The 23,379-nt window shown below is 69.2% G+C and carries 26 protein-coding genes; 17 read left to right on the top strand and 9 right to left on the bottom strand.

Features of this window, described 5'->3' with window-relative positions; translation table 11 throughout:
• Positions 1-55 precede the first annotated feature (55 nt).
• The 6 genes from folP to QE397_RS12235 all read left to right on the top strand — a co-directional run bounded on the left by folP (position 56) and on the right by QE397_RS12235 (position 4,079).
• Positions 56-868, top strand: coding sequence for a dihydropteroate synthase (gene folP, locus QE397_RS12260; RefSeq protein WP_081821090.1), 813 nt, complete (start codon positions 56-58; stop codon positions 866-868).
• 11 nt (positions 869-879) lie between these two features.
• Positions 880-1,827 carry a glucosyl-3-phosphoglycerate synthase gene (locus tag QE397_RS12255; RefSeq protein WP_051613039.1) on the top strand — a complete coding sequence of 316 codons (948 nt, stop codon included), beginning with the start codon at positions 880-882 and terminating at the stop codon, positions 1,825-1,827.
• A gap of 69 nt (positions 1,828-1,896) precedes the next feature.
• Entirely contained in the window at positions 1,897-2,220 is a 324-nt protein-coding gene (locus tag QE397_RS12250) for a DivIVA domain-containing protein (RefSeq protein ID WP_222638160.1), read from the top strand.
• Between the two features lie 13 nt (positions 2,221-2,233).
• Positions 2,234-2,797 (top strand): DNA-3-methyladenine glycosylase I, encoded by a 564-nt coding sequence (locus QE397_RS12245; RefSeq protein WP_027503863.1) that lies wholly within the window; start codon positions 2,234-2,236, stop codon positions 2,795-2,797.
• A 157-nt stretch (positions 2,798-2,954) separates the two neighbouring features.
• Positions 2,955-3,122 (top strand): DUF3117 domain-containing protein, encoded by a 168-nt coding sequence (locus QE397_RS12240; protein WP_003406247.1) that lies wholly within the window; start codon positions 2,955-2,957, stop codon positions 3,120-3,122.
• Between the two features lie 108 nt (positions 3,123-3,230).
• Positions 3,231-4,079 carry a methyltransferase domain-containing protein gene (locus QE397_RS12235; RefSeq protein WP_027503862.1) on the top strand — a complete coding sequence of 283 codons (849 nt, stop codon included), beginning with the start codon at positions 3,231-3,233 and terminating at the stop codon, positions 4,077-4,079.
• On the opposite strand, the gene glgA is transcribed toward QE397_RS12235, so the two are convergent.
• On the bottom strand, positions 4,058-5,224 hold the full coding sequence (glgA, locus tag QE397_RS12230) for a glycogen synthase (RefSeq protein WP_307093496.1): 1,167 nt from the start codon (positions 5,222-5,224) through the stop codon (positions 4,058-4,060). The two genes, QE397_RS12235 and glgA, sit on opposite strands and share 22 nt — an antisense overlap.
• A 77-nt stretch (positions 5,225-5,301) precedes the next feature.
• Between glgA and glgC the strand changes: the two genes are divergently transcribed.
• Entirely contained in the window at positions 5,302-6,516 is a 1,215-nt protein-coding gene (gene glgC / locus QE397_RS12225) for a glucose-1-phosphate adenylyltransferase (protein WP_027503860.1), read from the top strand.
• 1 nt (position 6,517) lies between these two features.
• On the opposite strand, the gene QE397_RS12220 is transcribed toward glgC, so the two are convergent.
• Entirely contained in the window at positions 6,518-7,135 is a 618-nt protein-coding gene (locus tag QE397_RS12220) for an O-methyltransferase (RefSeq protein WP_027503859.1), read from the bottom strand.
• 239 nt (positions 7,136-7,374) lie between these two features.
• On the opposite strand from QE397_RS12220, the gene sigE reads away from it, so the two are divergent.
• From sigE to tatB, 4 genes are all read left to right on the top strand, one after another.
• Positions 7,375-8,037, top strand: coding sequence for an RNA polymerase sigma factor SigE (sigE, locus tag QE397_RS12215; protein WP_204866810.1), 663 nt, complete (start codon positions 7,375-7,377; stop codon positions 8,035-8,037).
• Between the two features lie 116 nt (positions 8,038-8,153).
• On the top strand, positions 8,154-8,498 hold the full coding sequence (locus QE397_RS12210; RefSeq protein WP_056442598.1) for a hypothetical protein: 345 nt from the start codon (positions 8,154-8,156) through the stop codon (positions 8,496-8,498).
• 9 nt (positions 8,499-8,507) lie between these two features.
• Entirely contained in the window at positions 8,508-10,004 is a 1,497-nt protein-coding gene (locus QE397_RS12205) for a trypsin-like peptidase domain-containing protein (RefSeq protein ID WP_373425231.1), read from the top strand.
• Between the two features lie 9 nt (positions 10,005-10,013).
• A complete protein-coding gene (gene tatB, locus QE397_RS12200) occupies positions 10,014-10,433 on the top strand; it encodes a Sec-independent protein translocase protein TatB (RefSeq protein WP_222627983.1) in 420 nt (139 codons plus the stop codon).
• A gap of 13 nt (positions 10,434-10,446) precedes the next feature.
• Here the strand turns inward: tatB and QE397_RS12195 are convergent, their stop codons facing one another.
• From QE397_RS12195 to QE397_RS12175, 5 genes are all read right to left on the bottom strand, one after another.
• Entirely contained in the window at positions 10,447-11,583 is a 1,137-nt protein-coding gene (locus QE397_RS12195) for an Mrp/NBP35 family ATP-binding protein (protein WP_027503855.1), read from the bottom strand.
• A 24-nt stretch (positions 11,584-11,607) separates the two neighbouring features.
• Positions 11,608-12,456, bottom strand: a complete 849-nt coding sequence (locus tag QE397_RS12190; RefSeq protein WP_222650282.1) for a lytic murein transglycosylase — start codon at positions 12,454-12,456, stop codon at positions 11,608-11,610.
• 150 nt (positions 12,457-12,606) lie between these two features.
• Positions 12,607-13,728: a lytic transglycosylase domain-containing protein gene (locus tag QE397_RS12185; protein ID WP_307093495.1), complete on the bottom strand. Its 1,122-nt coding sequence runs from the start codon at positions 13,726-13,728 to the stop codon at positions 12,607-12,609.
• 65 nt (positions 13,729-13,793) lie between these two features.
• Complete coding sequence (locus tag QE397_RS12180) at positions 13,794-14,411, bottom strand: DUF1003 domain-containing protein (RefSeq protein WP_081821023.1); 618 nt, start codon at positions 14,409-14,411, stop codon at positions 13,794-13,796.
• On the bottom strand, positions 14,404-15,681 hold the full coding sequence (locus tag QE397_RS12175; RefSeq protein ID WP_027503853.1) for a magnesium transporter MgtE N-terminal domain-containing protein: 1,278 nt from the start codon (positions 15,679-15,681) through the stop codon (positions 14,404-14,406). Before QE397_RS12175 ends, QE397_RS12180 begins: the two co-directional genes overlap by 8 nt.
• 55 nt (positions 15,682-15,736) lie before the next feature.
• On the opposite strand from QE397_RS12175, the gene QE397_RS12170 reads away from it, so the two are divergent.
• The 6 genes from QE397_RS12170 to QE397_RS12145 all read left to right on the top strand — a co-directional run bounded on the left by QE397_RS12170 (position 15,737) and on the right by QE397_RS12145 (position 21,706).
• Positions 15,737-16,738: a CoA ester lyase gene (locus QE397_RS12170; protein ID WP_268788555.1), complete on the top strand. Its 1,002-nt coding sequence runs from the start codon at positions 15,737-15,739 to the stop codon at positions 16,736-16,738.
• A complete protein-coding gene (locus QE397_RS12165; RefSeq protein WP_027503852.1) occupies positions 16,735-17,226 on the top strand; it encodes a general stress protein in 492 nt (163 codons plus the stop codon). Before QE397_RS12170 ends, QE397_RS12165 begins: the two co-directional genes overlap by 4 nt.
• 172 nt (positions 17,227-17,398) lie before the next feature.
• Positions 17,399-18,772: an extracellular solute-binding protein gene (locus tag QE397_RS12160; protein WP_231476097.1), complete on the top strand. Its 1,374-nt coding sequence runs from the start codon at positions 17,399-17,401 to the stop codon at positions 18,770-18,772.
• Entirely contained in the window at positions 18,769-19,707 is a 939-nt protein-coding gene (locus QE397_RS12155; RefSeq protein ID WP_027503850.1) for a carbohydrate ABC transporter permease, read from the top strand. The genes QE397_RS12160 and QE397_RS12155 overlap by 4 nt, the downstream gene beginning before the upstream one ends.
• 3 nt (positions 19,708-19,710) lie before the next feature.
• A complete protein-coding gene (locus tag QE397_RS12150; RefSeq protein WP_027503849.1) occupies positions 19,711-20,541 on the top strand; it encodes a carbohydrate ABC transporter permease in 831 nt (276 codons plus the stop codon).
• Between the two features lie 4 nt (positions 20,542-20,545).
• Positions 20,546-21,706: an ABC transporter ATP-binding protein gene (locus tag QE397_RS12145; RefSeq protein WP_056442586.1), complete on the top strand. Its 1,161-nt coding sequence runs from the start codon at positions 20,546-20,548 to the stop codon at positions 21,704-21,706.
• A gap of 67 nt (positions 21,707-21,773) precedes the next feature.
• Here QE397_RS12145 and QE397_RS12140 read toward each other — a convergent pair whose 3' ends face one another.
• Positions 21,774-22,622, bottom strand: coding sequence for a hypothetical protein (locus QE397_RS12140; protein WP_027503847.1), 849 nt, complete (start codon positions 22,620-22,622; stop codon positions 21,774-21,776).
• On the bottom strand, positions 22,612-23,322 hold the full coding sequence (locus QE397_RS12135; RefSeq protein ID WP_027503846.1) for a metallophosphoesterase: 711 nt from the start codon (positions 23,320-23,322) through the stop codon (positions 22,612-22,614). The genes QE397_RS12140 and QE397_RS12135 overlap by 11 nt, the downstream gene beginning before the upstream one ends.
• Positions 23,323-23,379 lie beyond the last annotated feature (57 nt).

Genomic DNA, 23,379 nt, shown 5'->3' with positions numbered 1-23,379 from the left:
CGTCCCCGCCGACACCCTGTGCGGTCGACCGGTCGCGACCGACCGTGCGCTGGTCATGGCCATCGTCAACCGCACCCCCGACAGCTTCTACGACCGCGGCGCGACGTTCGAGGACGACGCCGCGATGGACGCGGTCCGCCGTGCGGTGGACGAGGGTGCCGACCTCGTCGACATCGGCGGTGTGAAGGCCGGACCCGGCGCCACCGTCGACGCCGCCGAGGAGACCCGACGGGTCGTGCCGTTCGTCGCCGCCATCCGCGCCGCATACCCGGATCTGGTGATCAGCGTGGACACCTGGCGGGCCGAGGTCGCTCGGCTCGCGTGCGCCGAGGGCGCCGATCTGATCAACGACACATGGGCCGGCGCGGACCCCGAGCTCGTGCACGTCGCCGCCGAGGTCGGTGCCGGCATCGTCTGTTCGCACACCGGCGGAGCCGTTCCCCGGACCCGGCCGCACCGCGTTCGCTACCCCGACGTGGTCGCCGACGTGCTCTCCGAGGTGACTCGATCGGCCGAGAACGCTCTGGCCGCGGGCGTGCGAGCGGACGGGATCATCATCGATCCGACCCACGATTTCGGCAAGAACACCTATCACGGGCTCGAACTGTTGCGCCGGATCGACAGTCTTGTAAACACCGGATGGCCTGTCCTGATGGCACTGAGCAACAAGGATTTCATCGGGGAGACTCTGGGTGTAGGACTTGCCGAACGGTTGGAGGGAACATTGGCCGCGACAGCTTTGACGGCATCACAGGGTGCTCGGATGTTCCGGGTGCACGAGGTGGCAGCGACGAGACGGGTGGTCGACATGGTGGCAGCGATAGCAGGCACCAGGGCTCCCGCCCGGACGGTACGGGGTCTGGCATGACACTCGCAGGCATGCTCACCCCCGCGACCGACTGGGATCGCGAGAACAGCTGGGAATCACCCTCCTGGACCCTCGAGGAGCTCGAGGCGGCGAAGGGTGACCGGACCGTCTCGGTCGTGCTTCCCGCACTGAACGAGGAGGAGACCGTCGCCGGTGTCCTCGATACCATCTCGCCGCTCCTCGGGCGACTGGTCGACGAGTTGGTGGTGCTCGACTCCGGGTCGACCGACCGGACCGCCGTGCGTGCGACGGCCGCCGGTGCCACCGTCGTCTCCCGGGAGGAGGCGGTTCCCGAACTCGCCCCCGCTCCCGGCAAGGGGGAGGTGTTGTGGCGCGCGATCGCGGCCACGACGGGCGACGTCATCGCGTTCGTGGACTCCGACCTGATCGATCCCGACCCGCAGTTCGTGCCCAAGCTCCTCGGGCCGTTGCTCATGGGGGACGGCATCCATCTGGTCAAGGGCTACTACCGCCGGCCGCTGAGCGGGTCGACCGAAGCACACGGTGGTGGGCGCGTGACCGAACTGGTGGCCAGACCGCTGTTGGCCGCGCTGCGTCCCGAGCTCGGAAGGGTCATCCAGCCGCTGGGCGGGGAGTACGCGGGCACCCGCGAACTGCTGTCCTCGGTGCCGTTCGCGCCCGGGTACGGCGTGGAGATCGGTCTGCTGATGGACACGTACGACCGGTTGGGCATGGACGCGATCGGACAGGTGAACCTCGGAGTCCGGCGTCACCGCAACCGGCCGCTCGTGGAGCTGGGGGCCATGAGCCGTCAGATCGTCGGAACCATGCTGGCGCGCGCCGGCATCGCCGACTCGGGAGCCGGTCTCACGCAGTTCGTCCTCGACGGGGAGACCTTCGTGCCCTCGATCACCGACGTCTCGCTGGCCGACCGGCCGCCCATGCGCACGGTGCGGCCGTGGGCGGGCAAGTCGGGAGTCGAGAAGTCGGGGGGCTGAGAAGTCCAGGCCGGCAGAGGCGCACCACCGCCGCGGATCCTGTCGCCTCGTCGTGACAGGATCCGTGTCATGGTGACGATCCTGCTGTACGTCGTCGTGATCGCGGTCGTGGCCGCGGCCCTGTTCCTCCTCGCGTCCGTCGTCTTCGGCCGTGGGGAGGAGATGGAACCGTTGCCGGAGGGGACCACGGCCACCGCGCTGCCCGCTCGTGGCATCTCCGGGCGCGACGTGCGCGCGCTGCGCTTCTCCCTCACGCTGCGCGGGTACGACGCCCGCGAGGTCGACTGGGCCCTCGATCGACTCGCGGTCGAGATCGACAGCTTGCGGCTACGCCTGCGCGAGGCCGAGCCGTCGGAAGCCGTCGTGGAGGACGCGCCCGGTGACGACGTCTGAGTCCGGTCTCCGGATCGGTTCGGACGGACGGGCCCGCTGCCTCTGGGCCGGTGACCCGACGACCGATCCGCTGTACGCCCGGTACCACGACGAGGAATGGGGCGTCATCGTCCACGGCCGCGACGCGCTCTACGAGCGGATCACCCTCGAGGCGTTCCAGTCGGGGCTCTCGTGGATCACGATTCTGCGCAAGCGGGACGCCTTTCGAGCGGCGTTCGCGCACTTCGATCCGACCGTCGTCGCACGGTGGGGAGACGACGACGTCGAACGCCTCATGGGTGACGCGGGAATCGTCCGCAACCGCGCGAAAATCGTTGCAGCGGTGCGCAATGCGCGGGCCATCGTCGATCAGGACCTCGATCTCGACGCGCTCCTGTGGTCGTTCGCACCGCCGCGCCGCGGTCGCCCCACGAGCCTGCAGGACGTTCCCGCGGTGACACCCGAGTCCACCGCTCTCGCGCGCACTCTCAAGAAGTCCGGCTTCGCGTTCGTCGGTCCCACCACGGCGTACGCGCTGATGCAGGCGACCGGAATGGTCGACGATCACCTCGCCGGATGCTGGGTTCCCGCGCGCTAGTACACACCCGTGTCCCGCTCGTTCGAGGGTGTCCGTTGCCCACGGATCCGGAGGATAGGGAACAATAAGTGCACGAGCCCCGTCGGACCCCGGCGAGGCGCGACCGAATTGATGCAGCGCGCGATGCAGGGCAGCGCAGATCTGGAGGGAGCAGAGAATGGCGGCCATGAAGCCCCGGACCGGGGACGGTCCGCTCGAGGCGACCAAAGAGGGACGAGGAATCGTCATGAGGGTTCCACTCGAAGGCGGAGGACGCTTGGTCGTCGAACTGACTCCCGACGAGGCAGCCGCTCTGGGCGACGAGCTCAAGGGCGTCACCAGCTGACACCACACCTGTCATCACCGTGAGAACAGCCCCACCGGCCGACCCTGACCGGTGGGGCTGTTCTCGTCCCGACCGAACGAGCGACCCACCACGACGAGCGGAGGAACCGTGAACGACGATGCGGTGGCCCTGCTCGCGTGCCCACACTGCGGGTCGGACCTCGAGGCCGACGATCCGGACTCGGGATCTGCCGCGCTGCTGTGCGACCGCGGGCACACGTTCGACGTCGCGCGCCAGGGATACGTCAGCCTGCTCTCCGGGTCCGGCGGCAAGATCGTCGGCGACTCCACCGAGATGGTCGCTGCGCGCGCCGAGTTCCTCGACCGCGGGCACTACGACCCGCTGATGGACGCCGTGGCCGACGCCGTGGGGGACCGGCGCCGCGTGCTCGACGTCGGAGTGGGCACCGGGCACTACCTCGCCCGCGTGCTGGACGCGGGCGTCCCCGATGCCGTCGGCGTCGGTCTCGACGTGTCCAAGGCGGCTGCGCGCCGCGCCGCACGATCGCACCCTCGGGCCTCCGCGGTGGTCGCCGACGTCTGGCAGAGCATCCCGGTCCGCTCCGGCGTGATCGACGCGGCCCTGTCGGTGTTCTCGCCGCGCAACGCCGAGGAACTCGCGCGCGTGCTCGCACCCGCCGGGGTGCTGGTGGTGCTCACCCCCACCGAGCGCCATCTCGTCGAGTTGGTCGACGATCTGGGTCTCGTCCGGGTGGACGAGAACAAGACGCAGAGGTTGGGCGACACGCTCGGCAGCCGGTTCGAGCGGGTGCGCCGGGTCCCGATCACCTACTCGACCACGCTCACGCGGGACGAGATCGTCGACGTCGTGAGCATGGGGCCGTCGGCGCGCCACATCCCGGCGGCGGATCTGCGCGCGCGGGTCGACGAGATGCCGCCCGCGCGCGAGGTCACCGTGTCGGTGACCCTCGGTGTCTACGCGCGGGCCGCGGCGTAGACCTCCATCGTCTGCTGCGCGATCGACTCCCAGGAGAACTCGGCGACGGCGCGCTCGCGACCGGCGACACCCTGCCGCGCTGCTCGACTCTCGTCGGCGACGAGGTCGTTGACCGCGGCGGCCAGGTCCGCCTCGAACGTGGCGGTGTCCGCGGCGTCGTAGTGCACGAGAGCCCCGGTACGGCCGTCGGCCACGACCTCGGGGATGCCGCCCACGTCTGACGCGACGACGGCCGTCTCGCAGGCCATCGCCTCCAGGTTGACGATGCCGAGGGGCTCGTACACCGACGGGCACACGAACACGGCGGCCGCCGAGAGGATCTGGCGGATCTGCTCGGTCGGCAGCATCTCGCGGACCCAGAACACGTTGCCGCGGCTCTCGGACAGGGCGGTGACGGCGCGCTCGGTCTCGACCGCGATCTCCGGGGTGTCGGGCGCACCCGCGCACAGCACCAGCTGAATGGACGGATCGAACGAGTGGGCCGCGGCGATGAGGTGCCCCACGCCCTTCTGCCGGGTGATGCGGCCGACGAACGCGACGATGGGGGCGTCGGTGCGCACGCCGATCGCCTCGAGCGCGGACGGCGCGCCGTCCGCGGGGCCGCCGGCGTGCCACACCTCGGTGTCGATGCCGTTGCGCACCACGTGAACTCGGTCCGGATCGATGCGTGGGTAGCAGTCCAGCACGTCGGCCTTCATGCCGTCGCTGACCGCGACGACGGCGTCGGCGTACTCCATGGCGTTGCGCTCGGACCACGACGAGATGCGGTAGCCGCCGCCCAGCTGCTCGGCCTTCCAGGGGCGGCGCGGTTCCAGCGAGTGCGCGGTGAGCACGTGCGGGATCCCGTACAGCTCGGCCGCGAGGTGGCCGGCGAGGCCGGTGTACCAGGTGTGCGAGTGCACCACGTCGGCGCCGCCGGCGGCGTTCGCCATCCGCAGTCCCGTGGAGAGCGTGGTCAAGGCCGGGTTCGCGTCGACCAGGGCCGGGTCCGGCGAGTGCACGACGGCGGTCTCGCGCGGCGCGCCGACGCAGTGCACGTCGACCTCGCACAGTGCGCGGAGACGGTCGACCAGCTGCGTCACGTGAACGCCCGCGCCGCCGTAGATCTCGGGGGGATATTCCTTGGTCATCATCGCCACTCGCATGAGAGGAACGTAACGCGTCGGTGTGCATTCGGCCTATACGTAGCGATTGCTCGTCACAACCGGATAGGTTGGCTGTTGTGAGGACCCAGCCGCATGTACTCGGAATCGTGCTCGCCGGAGGTGAGGGCAAACGCCTGTATCCGATGACAGCCGATCGCGCGAAGCCCGCGGTCCCGTTCGGTGGTGCGTACCGCCTGATCGACTTCGTGCTGAGCAATCTCGTCAACGCCGGCTATCTGCGGTTGTGCGTTCTGACCCAGTACAAGTCGCACTCGCTCGACAGGCACATCTCCCAGACCTGGCGGCTGTCGGGTTTCGCGGGTGAGTACATCACCCCCGTGCCCGCGCAGCAGCGGCTCGGGCCCCGCTGGTACACCGGCAGTGCCGACGCCATCTTCCAGTCCATGAACCTCGTGTACGACGAGGATCCCGAGTACATCGTCGTGTTCGGTGCGGACCACGTGTACCGCATGGACCCCGAGCAGATGGTGCAGCAGCACATCGATTCCGGCGCCGGTGTCACGGTGGCCGGCATCCGCGTACCGCGCGCCGAGGCAACGGCATTCGGCTGCATCGACAGCGACGCCTCGGGCAACATCACCGAGTTCCTCGAGAAGCCGTCGGACCCGCCCGGAACGCCGGACGACCCCACCATGACGTTCGCGTCGATGGGCAACTACGTCTTCACCACCAAGGTGCTCGTCGATGCCATCCGTGCCGACGCCGAGGACTCGGATTCCGATCACGACATGGGCGGCAACATCATTCCCGCGCTCGTCGCGGCCGGGAAGGCATCGGTCTACGACTTCAAGGACAACGTCGTCCCGGGTGCGACCGAGCGGGACAAGGGCTACTGGCGCGACGTCGGCACCCTGGACGCGTTCTACGACGCGCACATGGACCTGGTGTCGGTCCATCCGATCTTCAACCTCTACAACAAGCGGTGGCCGATCCGCGGCGCCGCGGACAACCTGCCGCCCGCCAAGTTCGTGCAGGGCGGTCTGGCTCAGGAGTCGATCGTCGGAGCGGGATCGATCCTGTCCGGCGCGACGGTGCGCAACTCGGTGCTGAGCTCGTCGGTGATCATCGACGCGGGCGCCACCGTGGAGGGCAGCGTCATCATGCCCGGAGTGCGCATCGGTCGTAATGCGGTCGTCCGCAACGCCATCCTGGACAAGAACGTGGTGGTGAACGACGGCGAGATCATCGGCGTCGACCGCGAGCGGGACAGCGAGCGGTTCAACGTGAGCGCCAACGGCGTGGTCGCCGTCGGCAAGGGTGTCTGGATCTAGGTCACTCCGGCACGCGCGAGGCGCACAGCAGGCCGTCGCCGAGGGGAAGGACGACCGCTGTCAGGCTGTCGTTCTCCGCGATGGCGCGGGCGGCCGCGCGGACGGCGACGGTGGCCTCGTCGCGTGACGAGGCGTCCGCGACGCGTCCACCCAGCAACGCGTTGTGCAGGATCAGGGCGCCACCGGGGCGGAGCATCCGCACGCCCTCCGTCACGAATCCGACGTGGTCCCGCGGCGTCGCGTCGACGAACACCAGGTCGTAGGACGCGTCGGCAAGGCGGGGAAGCACGTCGAGGGCGCGGCCGTTGATCAACCGGGTCCGCGATGCCCCGATGCCGCCGGAACGGAACGCCTCCTTGGCGGCGCGCTGATGCTCCGGTTCGGTGTCGATGGTGGTGAGGACCCCGTCGGGCCGCATCCCGTCCAGCAGCCACAGCCCGCTGACACCGGCGCCGGTTCCGACCTCCACCACCGTGCGCGCTCCGGACAACTGCGCGACCATGCTGAGCACGGCACCGACGGACGCCGGTATCGGCGCGGCGCCCAGATCCACGGCGCGCTCGCGCGCGGCCTGCAGGATCTCGTCCTCCACGACGGAGGCTTCGGCGTAGTGCAGCATCTTGGCGGCGTCGGCAGTCACGAAGGGACCCTAACCCGCCCACGAACTCCTCGCGTCCAGACTCTCAGCCCACACTCAGCCTTCTCACACGGGTCGCACACCTGCCCGCGACATAGTTTCCCTACGCGGGTTCGTCGGATCGTCCTCACGCTTCGGTCGCGCCGAACACGGGTAACACCACATCGCACGTCGACACCACGCCGCGATGATCGCCCGAGTAGGAGGATTGAACGATCCACATGATCACCAGCCCGCGCGAACACGCTGCCCTCACGTCCCCGACCTCCCGCCCCGCCGCCGAGTCCGAACAGACCGTCGACGGTCCCGAGGAGCTGTCCGGCACCGCAGTGTTCGACGCGACCGGAGACGCGACGTCGATGCCGTCCTGGGACGAACTCGTCCGCGAGCACGGTGACCGCGTCTACCGCCTCGCCTACCGGCTGTCCGGCAACGCGCAGGATGCCGAGGACCTCACGCAGGACACCTTCATCCGCGTGTTCCGCTCGCTGCAGAACTACCAGCCCGGCACCTTCGAGGGCTGGTTGCACCGCATCACGACGAACCTGTTCCTGGACATGGTGCGTCGCCGCAACCGCATCCGCATGGAGGCGCTGCCGGAGGATTACGACCGGGTGCCGTCCGACACCCCCGATCCCGAGCAGATCTACCACGACGCCCGGCTCGACCCGGATCTGCAGGCGGCGCTCGACTCGCTCGCTCCCGAATTCCGTGCAGCCATCGTGCTGTGCGACATCGAGGGTCTGTCCTACGAGGAGATCGGCGCGACCCTGGGGGTCAAGCTCGGCACCGTCCGTAGCCGTATCCACCGTGGCCGCCAGGCGCTGCGCGACCACCTCGCCGCCAGTCGGCGTACCCGCGAGTCGCTGACCTCGGCCGAGTAGCCGCCGACGCGAGTACCGTTCTGTGGGGAACGGATGCGGGCCGGGAACTTCCGGCCGGTGCCGTGCGTTTCACCCGGGACGATCCGCACATCGGCACGGCATGAAGTGGAGGCAGCATGACTCGGTTTCGTGATCCTCGGCAGTTCAGCCCCACCGACCACCTCGCCAGTGAGGCGGTGGCCGCCTACGTCGACGGCGAACTGCGCATGAACGCCTACCTGCGCGCCGCGCGGCACGTGTCGGAATGCGCTTCCTGTGCCGACGAGGTCCAGGCGCAGCAACAGGCCCGTGTCGCCCTCCAGGGCTCGCCGGAGATGTCCATGCCGTCCTCACTCCTGGGTCTCCTGCACCAGATCCCGCACTGCACGTCTCCCGAGCCCGGCCGATCCGAACCCGGCATCGGCTCCGGCCTGCGTCATGGCCTGGGGTCGGTCGTCGGGTCACGTTTCCGGCGCCGGTAGCGTGCAGAGGTGACTCCAGCCGACGAGTACCGACCGGACCCCACGGCTTCTTCGGCGGACGGGGGAGCACCCGACGACGATGCGCCGCGGCTTCCTCCGCGTCCGCTCTACCGGCCCACCATCGACGCGCACGTGGTGCGGGCGTTCGGTCGCCCCCACGGCATCCGCGATTCCTTCGGTGATGCGCAGACTCGACGACGGGACAGTTCGTCGATCCGCGTCGCGGCGCCCGATCCCGTCCTCACCGAGGCCTTCGGTCGGCCGCCCGGTGTCACCGAATCCCTGGTGCGCGAGCCCGAGGCTCCCGAGGTCGAGCAGGAACCCGAACCTCAGAACCCGTGGCGCGTGCCCTCGTCGGCTGTCACGACGGTCTCGCCCGCGCTCGACGAACCGGAACCCGCACCGCTGACGCCCGGCACGAGACTGGGTGCGCGGGAAGTACTGTTCGGCCGCCGAGTCTCCGCCGGCGCCCTCGCCTCGCTCGCGGGCGTCGCACTGGTCATCGGTCTGCTCGGCGGCGTCGTCGGTAGTGTCGCGGCCGATCTGGGCGGCTCGCTGACCAGCTCGCGCGTGACCCTGGAACAGGGCGGCAGCGAACTCCCGCAGGGCCAGGTGGCCAGGGTCGCCGAGGCCGTCCTGCCGTCCGTGGTGTCGGTCCAGGAGACGTTCGGCGGCAACGCCGGTACCGGCTCGGGAGTCGTCATCGACGGAGCCGGCTACATCGTCACCAACAACCACGTCATCTCGATGGCTGCGACCAACCCGGGCGCGACGCTCAACGTGACGTTCTCCGACGGCACCAAGGTGCCCGCGCAGATCGTCGGCCGTGACACCAAGACGGATCTGGCCGTTCTGAAGACGGACGTCGCGGACCTCAGCGTCGCCCGACTGGGCCGCTCGTCGGACGTGGCGGTCGGCGACGACGTCGTCGCCGTCGGATCTCCACTGGGACTGAGCAAGACGGTCACCCGCGGCATCGTCAGTGCGCTCGATCGTCCCGTGCGACTGTCCGGGGAGGGCACGGACACCGACGCCGTCATCGACGCGGTCCAGACCGACGCGGCGATCAACCCCGGTAACTCCGGGGGTCCCCTGATCGACGCCGAGGGTCGCGTCATCGGTATCAACTCCGCGATCCGCAGTGAGAGCGGGGGATCGGTGGGACTGGGCTTCGCCATCCCCATCGACGACGTCACCGAGGTCGCGCAGTCCCTCATCCGGACCGGCGCGATGAATCACCCCGACATCGGCGTCAACGCGCGGTCCGTCGTCAACGACGCGCTCAGCGGTGCGCAGATCGCCAACGTCACCGCCGGTGGCCCCGCTCAGCAGGCGGGTATCGCGGAGGGCGACGTGATCGTCCGCGTCGGCGACCGCACCGTCTCCGGTGCCGACGAGCTGACGGTCGCCGTCCAGGAACAGGAGATCGGTACGCCGGTGCAGGTGCAACTCGTCCGCTCGGGGCGGACCGTCGACGTGACGGTCACTCCGGTGTCGGATGCGTAAGGTGTAGACGTGTTCTCGAACATCGGCTGGGGCGAGATGATGGTTCTTCTCGTCGCCGCACTCGTCATCCTCGGTCCCGAGCGTCTGCCCGGGGCCATCACGTGGACCACCCGGTCGCTCCGGCAGGTCCGTGACTATGCCAGTGGGGCCAGCCAACAACTCAAGGACGAGCTGGGGACGGACTTCGACGATCTTCGCAAGCCCCTGGCCGACCTGAACCAACTCCGCGGCATGACCCCGCGCGCGGTCATCACCAAGCACCTGCTCGACGGCGACGACTCGATCTTCACCGGGAAGTTCGACGAGAAGCCGCAGTCCGGGACACAGTCGTCGACCCCGCAGTCCGGGACGCCGAACATGACGAAGTCCACCGGGTCGGCACCGTTGCCGACCGGGGACCGTCCCCCGATCGACCCCGACGCGACCTAGGTCCTTCCGGCCGTCAGAGGTGCCGGGTGGTGTCGATACCCAGACTCATGCCCGCGAGGCCGCGACTGCGGACCGACAGCTTCTCGGCCACCTCGATCATGGCCTTGGCCGCGGGCGACTCCGGATCGCTGAGCACGATCGGAACGCCCGAGTCGCCGCCTTCGCGCACCGCGGTGTCGAGGGGAATCTGGCCCAGCAGCGGGACCTTCGCGCCGACCGCGGTGGTGAGTCGCTCCGACACGGCCTGGCCGCCGCCGGAACCGAAGATGTCCATCCGCGATCCGTCGGGCAGCTCGAGCCACGACATGTTCTCCACCACCCCGACGACTCGTTGACGCGTCTGCAGGGCGATGGCGCCGGCACGTTCCGCCACCTCGGCCGCGGCCTGCTGCGGGGTGGTCACGACGAGGATCTCGGCGCCGGGGATCAGCTGGGCCACCGAGATGGCGACGTCGCCGGTGCCCGGCGGTAGGTCCAGCAGAAGAATGTCCAGGTCGCCCCAGAACACGTCGGCGAGGAACTGCTGCAGGGCGCGGTGCAGCATGGGACCGCGCCAGACGACGGGCGTGTTGCCCTGCGTGAACTGCGCGATCGAGATCATCTTCACGTCGTGCGCCACGGGCGGCATGATCATGCGCTCGACCTGTGTGGGGCGAGCGTCGGTACCGAGCATGCGGGGCACCGAGTGGCCGTAGATGTCGGCGTCGAGGACGCCCACCGACAGTCCCTTGGCGGCCATCGCGGCGGCCAGGTTGACGGTGACGGACGACTTGCCGACACCGCCCTTCCCCGACGCCACCGCGTACACGCGGGTGAGGGAGCCGGGCTGAGCGAACGGGATGACCGGCTCGGCGGAATCTCCCCGCAACGACTTGCGCAGTTCGGTGCGCTGCTCGTCGTTCATGACGTCGAGCTCGACGCGGATCTCACCGACACCGGCGACGTCGGCCACGGCCTTGCGTACCCGGTCGGAGATCTCCGTCTTCATCGGGCACCCGGCGGTGGTCAGATAGATGCCGACGTCCACGGATCCGTCGTTACCGAGCGCGACACTCTTGACCATGCCGAGTTCGGTGATGGGCTTGCGAATCTCGGGATCGTTCACGCGCGCGAGGGCGCTGCGAACGTCCGATTCGGTGGCTACGGGCATCTCTCCATGGTATGCGGTACCGCGTCAGTGAATTCGGGGCAGGTCCGCTTCGGAGGGGGCGATGCCGGTGGAGTAGGCGACCGACCACGCGACCACGTTGGCCACGTAGGCCATCGAGTTGTTGTAGCGCAGGATCGCCTGTGTGGCCTGGATCGGATCCGCCATGTTCAGGCCGCCGTCGCACAGGTACTTCCCGGTGGTGGCGGCGCTGTCGAACAGGTTCTGCGGGTCGGCCCTGCCGTCCCCGTTCCCGTCCGTGGCGTAGTGCTTCCACGTCGCCGGCAGGAACTGCATCGGCCCCACGGCGCGGTCGTACGTGGCGTTGCCGTCGAGCTCGCCGCCGTCGGTGTCCATGATCACGTTGTTGCCGGCGAGGCTGCCGTCCAGGACCGGCCCGAGGATCGGCTCGAACAGCGTTCCGTCGGCACCCGCCTTGCCGTCGTTCGCGTGGGTGGACTCGACCCGGCCGATACCGGCGAGGAGGGCCCAGTTCATCGAGCAGCCGGGGGTGGTCTGCGCCAGGAGGGTCTCGGCGCTCCTGTAGGCGGCGACGTTGATGCCCGGGACGCCGAGCGGGCCGGCCGCGAGGGACTCGGGCAGCGCGGGGGCGGGAGCGGGCTCCGGCGCGGGCGGTGCCACGGGCTCGGGCGCGGACTGCGTGGTGGGTGCGGGCGCGACGTCCACTGCCGGGGCCACGTCGGTGGGCTCGAGGGCGGACTCGCTGGCCGTGGTGTGCGTGCGGAGGAACGGGATGTCGGCGCTGGCGCCGTAGCCACTGGCCACGGTGATCGCTCCCGCGGGGATCAGACCGGTCAGCGCGATGACCGTGTTCCGTCGCAGAGTGGAAGACGATCGTTTGCGGTGCCGACCCACGGATACACAACCTCCTCGCCCCCGCGAGACTCGTGATCCGCGACGACTGTTCCCGCCCCGTTCCGGGGCGCTTCCGACCTTTGCTGTCGGAGCGAGGCTACCTGATCCGTTGCCGATCCGTTACCGGCCCGTGATGTGAGCCACGACCAGTCACGGTGTCGTGACGGACGTGTCCTGCTCAGGTGGGGCGGGTGGTGCCACTGGTGCAGGAGGGCACAGGAGACACGGGATCGTGGGGAGCTCGATGACCGGGAGCGGCGGCAGTCCGGGGATGCCGAACGCCGGCGGTGGTGTCACCGGAGTGAGCGAGGTGTCCGGCATCGCGGTGGTCGTGGCGGTGGTCGTCGGGGCCGCGGTCGTGGGATCCGTGACCTCGCCACCGGCGGCGGCCGCCGCGGCGACGGCCAGCGCGTCCGCGGGGGAGGGCGCCGCCTCGCCGATCCGTCCGACGACAGGGGTGCCGCCGCCGGAGTACGCGGCGGACCAGGCCAGCACGTTGGCGGTGTACGCGGCGGAGTTGTTGTATCGCATGACGGCGGTGGTCGCCTGCGCCGGATTCGTCATGTCCAGGCCGCCCGAGCACAGGTACTTGCCCGCGGCGAGAGCCGCGTCGAAGACGTTGTTCGGATCGCTCCGACCGTCGCCGTTGCCGTCCGAGGCGTAGCCGGCCCAGGTGGCGGGGATGAACTGCATCGGCCCGACCGCACGGTCGTGCCCCGCGTCCCCGTCGAGCGCGCCGCCGTCGGTGTCGGTGATGACCGCGTCCGCGGCCGATCGACCGTCGAGCACCGGGCCCAGCACGGACGTGATCGTGGTGCCGGCGGCATCGGTGCGGCCGCCGCCCGCGTGGCCGGACTCGATGCGCCCGATGGCGGCGAGCAGGTGCCACGGCAGGTGACAGCCCGGTGTCGAGGTGGCGAGCCGGGCCTCGGCGGAGCGGTAGGCCTGCAGGACGAGTTCGGGAATGCCGAGTGCGCCGACGAGCACGGCGGACAGCGGCGCCGCAGCAGCGGCCGGGGCGCCCGCGGGCGCGGCGACGGCTGGTTTCGGGGACCGGAACGCGACCGGTTGCCGATCGGCGGGCTCGACCAGGCCGACAGCGCGCTCCCGTGGTGGGAGTGTGGGCGCCGCAACCGATTCGGCGGCCGCCATCGCGACGGAACCGTGCGCGGAACTCGGCGTCACCGAGCCGGCGGCCAGCGTGACCGCGCTGAGAAGAAGAATCGAGGCACTCAGTGCACCTCCGAGTCGAGAGTCTCGACCGACGCGCATACGACAAACCCCCACGAACACTCGGCTGCGCACTCACCGAGACCCGACGCGCAGTGTGACCGAGGTTACCGTCGCGTGTCCTCGCTGTGGTCGAAACGAGTTGTTTCCTCGACGGAAGGGGCGGCGGCGAACGAGGTGGAGTCCTCGTCGACCGACTTCTTGCGAGACTTCTTGCGCGCCTTCTGTTCCTCGGCCGCCGCCTGCGCGGGATCGAGCAGCGCCGCGCGCAGGTCGTCGAGTTCGCGGCGGAGGTAGTCGCGCGTGGCGACCTCGCCGACCGCGATCCGGAGCGCAGCGAGCTCACGAGCGAGGAACTCGGTGTCCGCCTTGGTCTGCGCGGCGCGCGAGCGATCCTCCTCGAGCGACACCCGGTCGCGGTCGTCCTGCCGGTTCTGAGCGAGCAGGATCAGCGGGGCCGCGTAGGCGGCCTGCGTCGAGAACGCCAGATTGAGCAGGATGAAGGGGTAGGGGTCCCACTGCAGGCTCACCGCGAAGACGTTGAGCAGGATCCACACGATGACGATCCCCGTCTGGATCGCCAGGTATCGCCCCGTACCGAGGAATCGCGCGACGTTCTCGCCGGTCCGGCCGACCGAGTCGACGTCGATGTCGAGCTTGAACCGTCGGGATCCGCGTGGAGTGTCGAGGCGCTGTCTGGCGGTCGCCGCCGACTTCTCACTCATGTCCCACGTGCTCCTGTTCGCGCCAGTCGTCGGGAAGAAGGTGGTCCAGGACGTCGTCCACGGTCACGGCGCCGATGAGATGCTCCTCGGCGTCCACGACCGGTCCGCAGACCAGGTTGTACGCCGCGAAGTATCGCGTGACGGCGGCGAGACTGTCGTCCGGGGAGAGCGTCGACAGTGTCGTGTCGATCACGCCGCCGACCAGACTGGCGGGCGGTTCGCGCAGCAACTGCTGGAGATGGACGCAGCCGAGGTAGCGGCCCGTGGGCGTGGCCGTCGGCGGTCGCACGACGAAGACCAGTGACGCGAGGGCGGGCGTGAGGTCGGGGTTGCGCGCACGAGCGAGCGCCTCGGCGACCGTCGCGGACGCGCTCAGCACCACCGGTTCCGGTGTCATCAGACCACCCGCCGTGTCGGGGGAGTGCTCGAGGAGACGTCGCACCGGCTCGGAGTCCTGCGGATCCATCAGGCGCAGCAGCGATTCGGCCTCCGGCTCCGGCAACTCGCCGAGCAGGTCGGCTGCGTCGTCGGGGTCCATGGCCTCGAGCACGTCGGCGGCACGGGCGGGGGCGAGCGCCTGCACCAGGTCGATCTGATCGTCGTCGGGCATCTCCTGGATGACGTCCGCGAGGCGCTGGTCGTCCAGGGCGAAGGCGACCTCGAGTCGCCGCTTCTCCGGGAGGTCGCGGATCGCGTCGGCCACGTCGGCGGGCCGGAGTCCCTCGAACTGGGCGAGAAGCTGTGACACACCCTGACCCGGCAGGGACAGATCGGACCAGGTGAGGCCCTGCACGTTCTGCCAGTCGAGCACGTGGATGCTGCCGCGGCGACCCAGCCGGGTGCGGTGGGGGCGCACGGCGACGCGCGCGATGACCCAGTCCCGCGTGCGGGTCTGCTCGATACCGAGGTCGACGACGACGCAGTCCACGCCGTGCAGGTCCTCGGCGTCCGGATCGTCGGTCCGGACCCGCGAGTCCAGGACCTGGGCCAGGGCCAGCACCTCGCCCGGTCGCTGGACGAAGCGGCGCATACTGACGTTGCCGGTGGTCAGCGTCACCGACGTCGGTTCGACGGCCGTCACGCGCAGCATCGGAACGAAGATCTTGCGCCTCGTGGCCAGATCGACCACGAGGCCGAGGACGCGGGGTTGCTGGCGGCCGACGCGCACGGTCACGACGATGTCGCGGACGCGGCCGATGCTCTCACCGTCGGGTCCGAGCACCACGAGGCCCGCGAGCCTGGCGGCGAACACCTTGTTCACTGCTGCCATGGGCGCAACAGTAGACGGGGGCCTCGCACGCGGTGCGGGCCGATAGTGTGCCGTGGTGACCACCACAGTGCCGCGCGCCCGCCTCCGACGCTCCGTGCTCGCCGTGCCGGGCAGCAGTCCGAAGATGATGCGCAAGGCTCTGAGCCTGCCCGCCGACGCCGTCTTCCTGGATCTCGAGGACGCGGTCGCGCCGGCCGCCAAGGCGCAGGCGCGCATCGACGTCGCCGACGCGCTCGGATGGGACGGGTGGGGCACGCAGCTCCGGCTCGTGCGGGTCAACGACTGGACGACGGAGGCCACGTTCCGCGACGTGCTCGAGGTGGTCGGACGGGCGGGTGCCCACCTCGACGCCCTCGTCCTGCCCAAGGTGCGCTCGGCCGGTGAGGTGCAGGCGCTCGATCTGCTTCTGACACAACTCGAACGCGAGTCGGACCTGCCCGTCGGCCGCATCGGGATCGAGCCGCAGATCGAGGACGCCGTGGGTCTGCTCCACATCGACGCCGTCGCGACGGCCTCGCCGCGGGTGCAGACCCTGGTGTTCGGGCCGGGTGACTTCATGGCCGACGTCGGCATGCGCACCCTCACGGTGGGGGAGCAGCCGCCCGGCTACGAGCGCGGCGACGCCTACCACCACGTGCTGATGACGATCCTGCTGTCGGCGCGGGCCCACGGGCTCCAGGCCATCGACGGACCCTGGGTGCAGGTACGCGACACCGACGGGTTCACCCGCGCCGCCCGGCATTCCGCGGCTCTGGGCTACGACGGCAAGTGGGTGCTGCACCCCTCGCAGATCGACATCGCCAACGAGACGTTCTCGCCGCGCCAGGCCGACGTCGACCGCGCCCACGACATCGTCGAGACCTACCGTCGGTACCTCTCCGTCGACGGGGGAGCGCGCGGGGCCGTCATGGTGGGGGACGAGATGGTCGACGAGGCGGGTCATCGAATGGCTCGGGCCCTCGTCGAGGCCGCCGACGCGGCCGGCATGGTGCGCAGCGGTGCGCGGCCCGCACCGGACCCCACGACCGACCCGCCAGCAGGCACAATGGAGTCATGACGAACCCCATGTCGCAGTCCGGCCGCCCCGGACAGGGCCTCCCCACCCCGCCGTCGGGCTGGCCCATCGGTTCCTATCCCACCTACGCCGAGGCGCAGCGCGCGGTCGACTACCTCTCCGATCAGGAGTTCTCGGTCCAGGACGTCACCATCGTGGGTGTCGACCTCATGCAGGTCGAGCGTGTCATCGGTCGCCTCACCTGGGCCAAAGTGATTGGCGGCGGCATCATCTCGGGCGCCTGGCTCGGTGTCTTCCTCGGACTCGTTCTCGGAATCATCACGAACACCAACTACCTGAGCGCGCTCCTCGTCGGTGTGCTGGGCGGCATCGTCTTCGGACTGATCTCGGCCACCATTCCCTACGCGGCGACCAAGGGGCAGCGCGACTTCGCGTCGACGATGCAGTTGGTCGCGGGGCGGTACGACGTGCTGTGCGAGCCGAAGACGGCCGAGAAGGCGCGCGATCTGCTGGCGCGTCTCGCCATCTGACCTCTCACCACCGACCCGTCGGTACCGAAAGCATCACGGGATTGCAACAAGCCACCGTTTTCCTCTCAGCTTTCGACTAGGTTCCACTTCGCAGGGAATGCGTGTCCAACGAAGCACACGCTGCGGAGTCGGGCCGACTGTGGCGCCTTCTCTTGCGGCAGAGGAGGCGGTCGTGCCGAAGAGGTACAGGGCGAGGAAACTCGCAGCGACAGGGGCCGCCGCGGTGGTGGCCGGAAGTCTGTTGGCGGGGTGTGGATCCTCCGACGACGGAATCGTGTTGAGCTTCTACACCGCCGCCGACGGCGCGGAGCAGTACGCGGCGGCGGCGCAGGCGTGCACCGAGCAGTCGGGCGGCGCGTACCGGGTGGAGCAGCGCACGCTCCCCAAGAGCGCCAACGATCAGCGCCTGCAGCTCGCTCGCCGTCTGGCGGGCAACGACCGCACGCTCGATCTGATGACACTCGACGTGGTCTGGACCGCCGAGTTCGCCGAAGCCGGTTGGGCACTGCCGGTTCCGGACGATCTCGAGGCGAAGCTGCGTGACGGATCGGTGCTCGAGGGCCCGCTCGCCACCGCCGAGTGGCTCGACCCCGAGACAGAGCAGAAGGACAAGCTGTACGCGGTCCCGCTGAACTCCAACACCCAGTTGCTCTGGTACCGCCCGGACATGGTGCCGAACGGCCAGCCCCCGGCGACGTGGGACGACCTCATCGCCACCGCCGGCGAGAACGCCGCCTCCGGCAAGCCCGCGGCCATCGGTGTGCAGGCGAAGCAGTACGAGGGCTTCATGGTCTGGTTCAACACCCTCCTCGAGAGTGCCGGCGGATCCGTCGTCGGCGAGGACGGCACCACCGTGACACTGAACGACACCCCCGAGCACCGCGCGGCCACCGAGAAGGCGCTCTCGATCATCAAGAGCGTCGCGACCGCTCCGGGCGCCGACCCCTCGGTCTCCCAGAGTGACGAGGGCACAGCACGTCTCGGCGTCGAGGCGGGCACCATGTTCGCCGAGGTGAACTACCCGTTCGTGCTCCCCGGACTCAAGGAGAACGCCGCCGCGGGCGGCGTGTCCTTCCTCGACCTGTCCACCGTTCCCGCCGACCAGCAGGACGCGGCGGTGAACGAGGTGTTCCGCAGTGCGCCGTACCCCTCGGTGAACCCCGGTGAGCCCGCCAAGGTCACCATCGGCGGGTTCAACATCGGTGTCGCCAAGACCACCGAGCATCCCGACGAGGCGTGGGCCGCCGTCGCGTGCCTGACCGACGAGCAGAACCAGCGCAACAACGCCGTCGACGGCGGTGTGCCGCCGGTGATCCGCTCGCTCTACGACGATCCCGAGTTCCAGGCCGCCTACCCGGCATGGGAGGGCGTTCTCGGCTCGATCGAGAGTGCCGCGGTCCGACCGGTGTCGCCCGCGTACCAGTCCATCTCGATCCTCCTGACCGACGCGCTCAACCCCCCGCAGGACATCGATCCCGTGGGAGACGTCGACAGGCTCGCCGATCTGGTCCGCCAGGCCGTGAACTCCGAAGGGCTGATCCCATGACCGTCACCGACGAGCCCCGACGCCCGCAGAAGCACGCCAAGGCGGCCGAGGCGGTGTCCGAGGGCAAGAAGGCGGAGCGCCGACTGGGGCTCCTGCTGGTCGCTCCCGCCGCGATCCTGATGATCGCCGTCACCGCGTATCCCATCATCTACGCCTTCTGGCTGAGTCTGCAGAAGTACAACCTGGCATTCCCGGACGACAAGGAATTCGTCGGCCTGTCCAACTACGTCTCCGTCCTCACCGACGGCTACTGGTGGACGGCGTTCGCGGTGACCGTGGGCATCACCGTCATCTCGGTGATCATCGAGTTCGTCCTCGGCCTCGCGGTCGCGCTGGTCATGCACCGCACCATCTTCGGGCGCGGCGTCGTCCGCACCGTCGTGCTGATCCCGTACGGCATCGTCACCGTCGCCGCCGCGTACAGCTGGTACTACGCGTGGACACCGCAGACCGGCTACCTGGCCAACCTGCTTCCCGAGGGCAGTGCGCCTCTGACACAGCAGCTTCCGTCGCTCGCCATCGTCGTGCTCGCCGAGGTGTGGAAGACGACGCCGTTCATGGCACTGCTGCTGCTCGCCGGTCTCGCGCTCGTTCCCGACGATCTGCTCAAGGCGGCCCAGGTGGACGGCGCCGGCGCGTGGACTCGACTGATCCGCATCATCATCCCGTTGATGAAGCCGGCCATCCTCGTGGCGCTGCTGTTCCGCACGCTCGACGCGTTCCGCATCTTCGACAACATCTACGTTCTGACGAAGGGCAGCAACAGCACCGGTTCGGTGTCGATCCTCGGGTACGACAACCTCTTCGGGGCGTTCAACCTCGGTATCGGGTCGGCCATCAGCGTGCTGATCTTCTTCTGCGTGGCCATCATCGCCTTCGTCTTCATCAAACTGTTCGGGGCCTCCGCACCCGGCTCCGACGCGGAAGGACGCTGACCCATGGCAGCCACCACGAAGACGAAGGCCGGCTGGTCGATCGTCAACCTTCTCGTCCTTCTGTACGCGCTGATCCCGCTCGTGTGGATCATCAGCCTGTCGTTCAAGCCGGTGGCGAACATCGCCGACGGCAAGTTCATCCCGACGACGTGGACGTTGGACAACTACAAGGGCATCTTCCAGACGTCCCAGTTCACCAGCGCCCTGATCAACTCCATCGGCATCGGTCTCATCACCACGCTCATCGCGGTGGTCATCGGCACGATGGCGGCCTACGCCGTCGCTCGTCTCGACTTCCCCGGCAAGAAGCTCCTCGTCGGCGCCGCGCTGCTCATCGCGATGTTCCCCCAGATCTCGCTCGTCACACCGCTGTTCGACATCGAGCGTGCGCTGGGTCTGTTCGACACCTGGCCGGGCCTGATCATCCCGTACATCACGTTCGCGCTCCCGCTCGCCATCTACACGCTGTCGGCGTTCTTCCGTGAGATCCCCTGGGAGCTGGAGAAGGCCGCCAAGATGGACGGTGCCACCCCGGGACAGGCGTTCCGCAAGGTCATCGCACCGCTCGCGGCACCGGGCATCGTCACCGCGGCGATCCTCGTCTTCATCTTCGCGTGGAACGACCTGCTGCTAGCCATCTCGTTGACGGCCACCGAGCGTTCGGTCACGGTGCCGGCAGCGATCTCACAGTTCACCGGTAGTTCGCAGTTCGAGGAACCGACGGGCTCGATCGCGGCTGCGGCCGTGGTCATCACCATCCCGATCATCATCTTCGTCCTGTTCTTCCAACGTCGTATCGTGGCGGGCCTGACGTCCGGCGCAGTGAAGGGATAAGTCCATGGCCGAAATCGTTCTCGACAAAGTGACCAAGCTGTACCCGGACGGTGCCGCGGCGGTGAGCGACGTCGACATCACCATCGCCGACGGCGAGTTCATCATCCTGGTCGGACCCTCCGGCTGCGGAAAGTCCACCACGCTCAACATGATCGCCGGCCTCGAGGACATCTCGAGCGGCGAGCTGCGCATCGCCGGTGAGCGCGTGAACGAGCGGGCACCGAAGGATCGCGACATCGCGATGGTGTTCCAGTCGTACGCGCTCTACCCCCACATGACGGTGCGCGACAACATCGCCTTCCCCCTGACACTCGCCAAGATGAGCAAGGAGGACATCGCGAAGAAGGTCGACGACGCCGCCCGCATCCTCGACCTCGGCCAGCACCTCGACCGCAAGCCGTCCAACCTCTCCGGTGGTCAGCGTCAGCGCGTCGCGATGGGACGCGCGATCGTCCGCAGCCCCAAGGCGTTCCTCATGGACGAGCCGCTGTCGAACCTCGACGCCAAGCTGCGCGTGCAGATGCGGACCGAGATCGCCCAGCTGCAGAAGCGTCTCGAGACCACCACGGTGTACGTGACGCACGACCAGACCGAGGCCATGACGCTCGGCGACCGCGTCGTCGTGCTCCGCGGCGGACTGGTGCAGCAGATCGGCTCGCCGCAGGAGCTCTACGATCACCCGCGAAACCTGTTCGTGGCGGGCTTCATCGGGTCGCCGTCCATGAACTTCGTGTCGGGTCGTCTGACGGACGGCGGGGTCACCACCTCGCTCGGCGAGATCCGGTTGAGCGACGAGGCGCGGCAGAAGATCGCCTCGAAGAACGCGAAGGGGGATGTCGTCGTCGGCATCCGCCCCGAGCATCTCGAGGACGCCTCGCTCGTCGAGTCGTACCAGAAGATCAACGGCAGCACGTTCTCGGCGCGAGTCGAGGTGCTGGAGTCGATGGGGTCGGACAAGTACATCTACTTCTCCGCCGAGGGCCCCAAGGTCACCTCGCGCGAACTCGACGAGCTGGCCGCGGACTCCGGCGCGGACGGCGGCCAGTTGGTCGCTCGACTCTCGGCCGAGTCCGCCGCTCGCATGGGTGAGTCCATCGAGCTGTGGTTCGACCAGAAGCGCGTGTCGGTGTTCGACGTCGAGTCGGGTGCCAACCTGACGCTCTGACCGCTCGAACGCGACGACGGCCCCCACCGCACGGTGGGGGCCGTCGCCGTCTCGGTCGGCGCCCGTCTCAGTTCGGCGCGGCCTCCTTGAGCTGCGCGATGATCTCGTCGTTCCAGATGTGGCTGCGCACCAGGCGGTAACGCTCGCGCGCCACCCACATGTAGGCCTCGGCGTCGGTGTGGCGGGTCAACATGCCCCCGACGGACCGCACCATCCGGACGACCGGCAGGAACTCCTCACCGAACCAGCGGCGGGCGACGGTGCGCCGGTCGACGAACTCGCCGAGCTCCTGCATGAGCCGGAAACCCCAGGCCTCCACCGCATCCGAGAGTTCGGCGTACTGCCACGGATCCGTGAACTCGATCGCCTCGCGCGACTTCCCGGTGAGGGGGACACGGCTGAGGAAGATGCGCCGGTGATCCTTCACGAGGAGATCGCCCCTCGTGGAGATGCCGTCGGGGGAGATGCGGGTGATGATCTCGGTGACGTAGGCCTCGATGGTGAGACTGTGCATCGCGCAGGCGATGGACACGCGATGGTGCCCGTCGATGACGAAGTGCATGCCGCCGACGCGATACACCTCGATGGGCGGCATCGGTTCGCCGCGGCGCCAGGCGGTGGCGAGGCGCTGCCAGCGTTCGCGTGTCCGCGTCGACGTCGGGCGGAAGTACCGGTCGAAGTCGCGGGTGCGATCCACGCTGCCCACGATCGAGTCGACCCGGATGACCTCGAGTCCGACGCGGCGCTCCCGCACCTTGCCCAGGGCGGCGACCACCTCGTCGAACGGCAGGATCGTGTTGATGTCGTCCGGTTGACGGCGCAGCCAGCCGACCAGCCGCGCCACGTCCGCGCGCCGGCGCTGGCGGGAGAAGTCGTTCTGCGCGTCGGCAGCGGGGAATCCGGTGTCACGAGCCATGACGTCGCCTCTCGATGATGGGCGCGGTGTCGCCGCCCGGGGTGATGTCGATCAGGGCGTAGCCGACGGTGTTGATCACCGTGGCTCCGTGCAGCTGTCGGTCGGCCGGCCTCGTGCCGTGCGGGTGGATGTGTCCGTGGACGAGGAGCTGAGGCCGCAACCGCTCGGTGAGCGGATCGAGACACCGGAAACCGCGGTGTGGTGCGTCCTCGGCGTCGCCGACACCGAACGGTGGGCTGTGGGTCAGCAGGACGTCGACCCCGTGTGCGTCCGCTCCGCGTCGCAGCAGCGGGTGCCAGGTGTGGGTCCGGATCAGGGAGCCGGAGCGCCGCTTCTGCTGCCGTTCCGTCCACTGGTTGGGTCCGTCGCGGTAGCGGATGGACCCGCCCAGCCCCGCGATCCGCAGACCGGCGGCGCTGACGATCCGTCGATCGGCGTTGACGGCGCCGTCCGGACCGGGCCAGCTCGACGGCAGCCCGGCACGCATCCAGCCGGCTCGACCGGCCGAGTACCCGGTGAGGTCGGCGTCGTGGTTGCCGGGGACGAAGACGCACGGGGCGTCGGCGGCCTCGGCGAGGTGCTCGAGGTACTCGAACGGCAGGTCGCCCGCACCGAGGACCAGGTCGACGTCGAACGGGAGTGTGCGGGCGTTCCACAGGCCTTCGACCACCTCGTCGGACACGGTCAGCACAGTCACCACACGCAGGACCGTACCGGCACGCCGGTCCCGTCGGAGCCGGTACGGACGTCGTGGGGT

The organism is Rhodococcus sp. SORGH_AS_0301 (assembly GCF_030818285.1).
In the GTDB taxonomy this organism is placed as follows: domain Bacteria; phylum Actinomycetota; class Actinomycetes; order Mycobacteriales; family Mycobacteriaceae; genus Rhodococcoides.
This window is presented reverse-complemented; position numbering and strand designations above follow the sequence as displayed.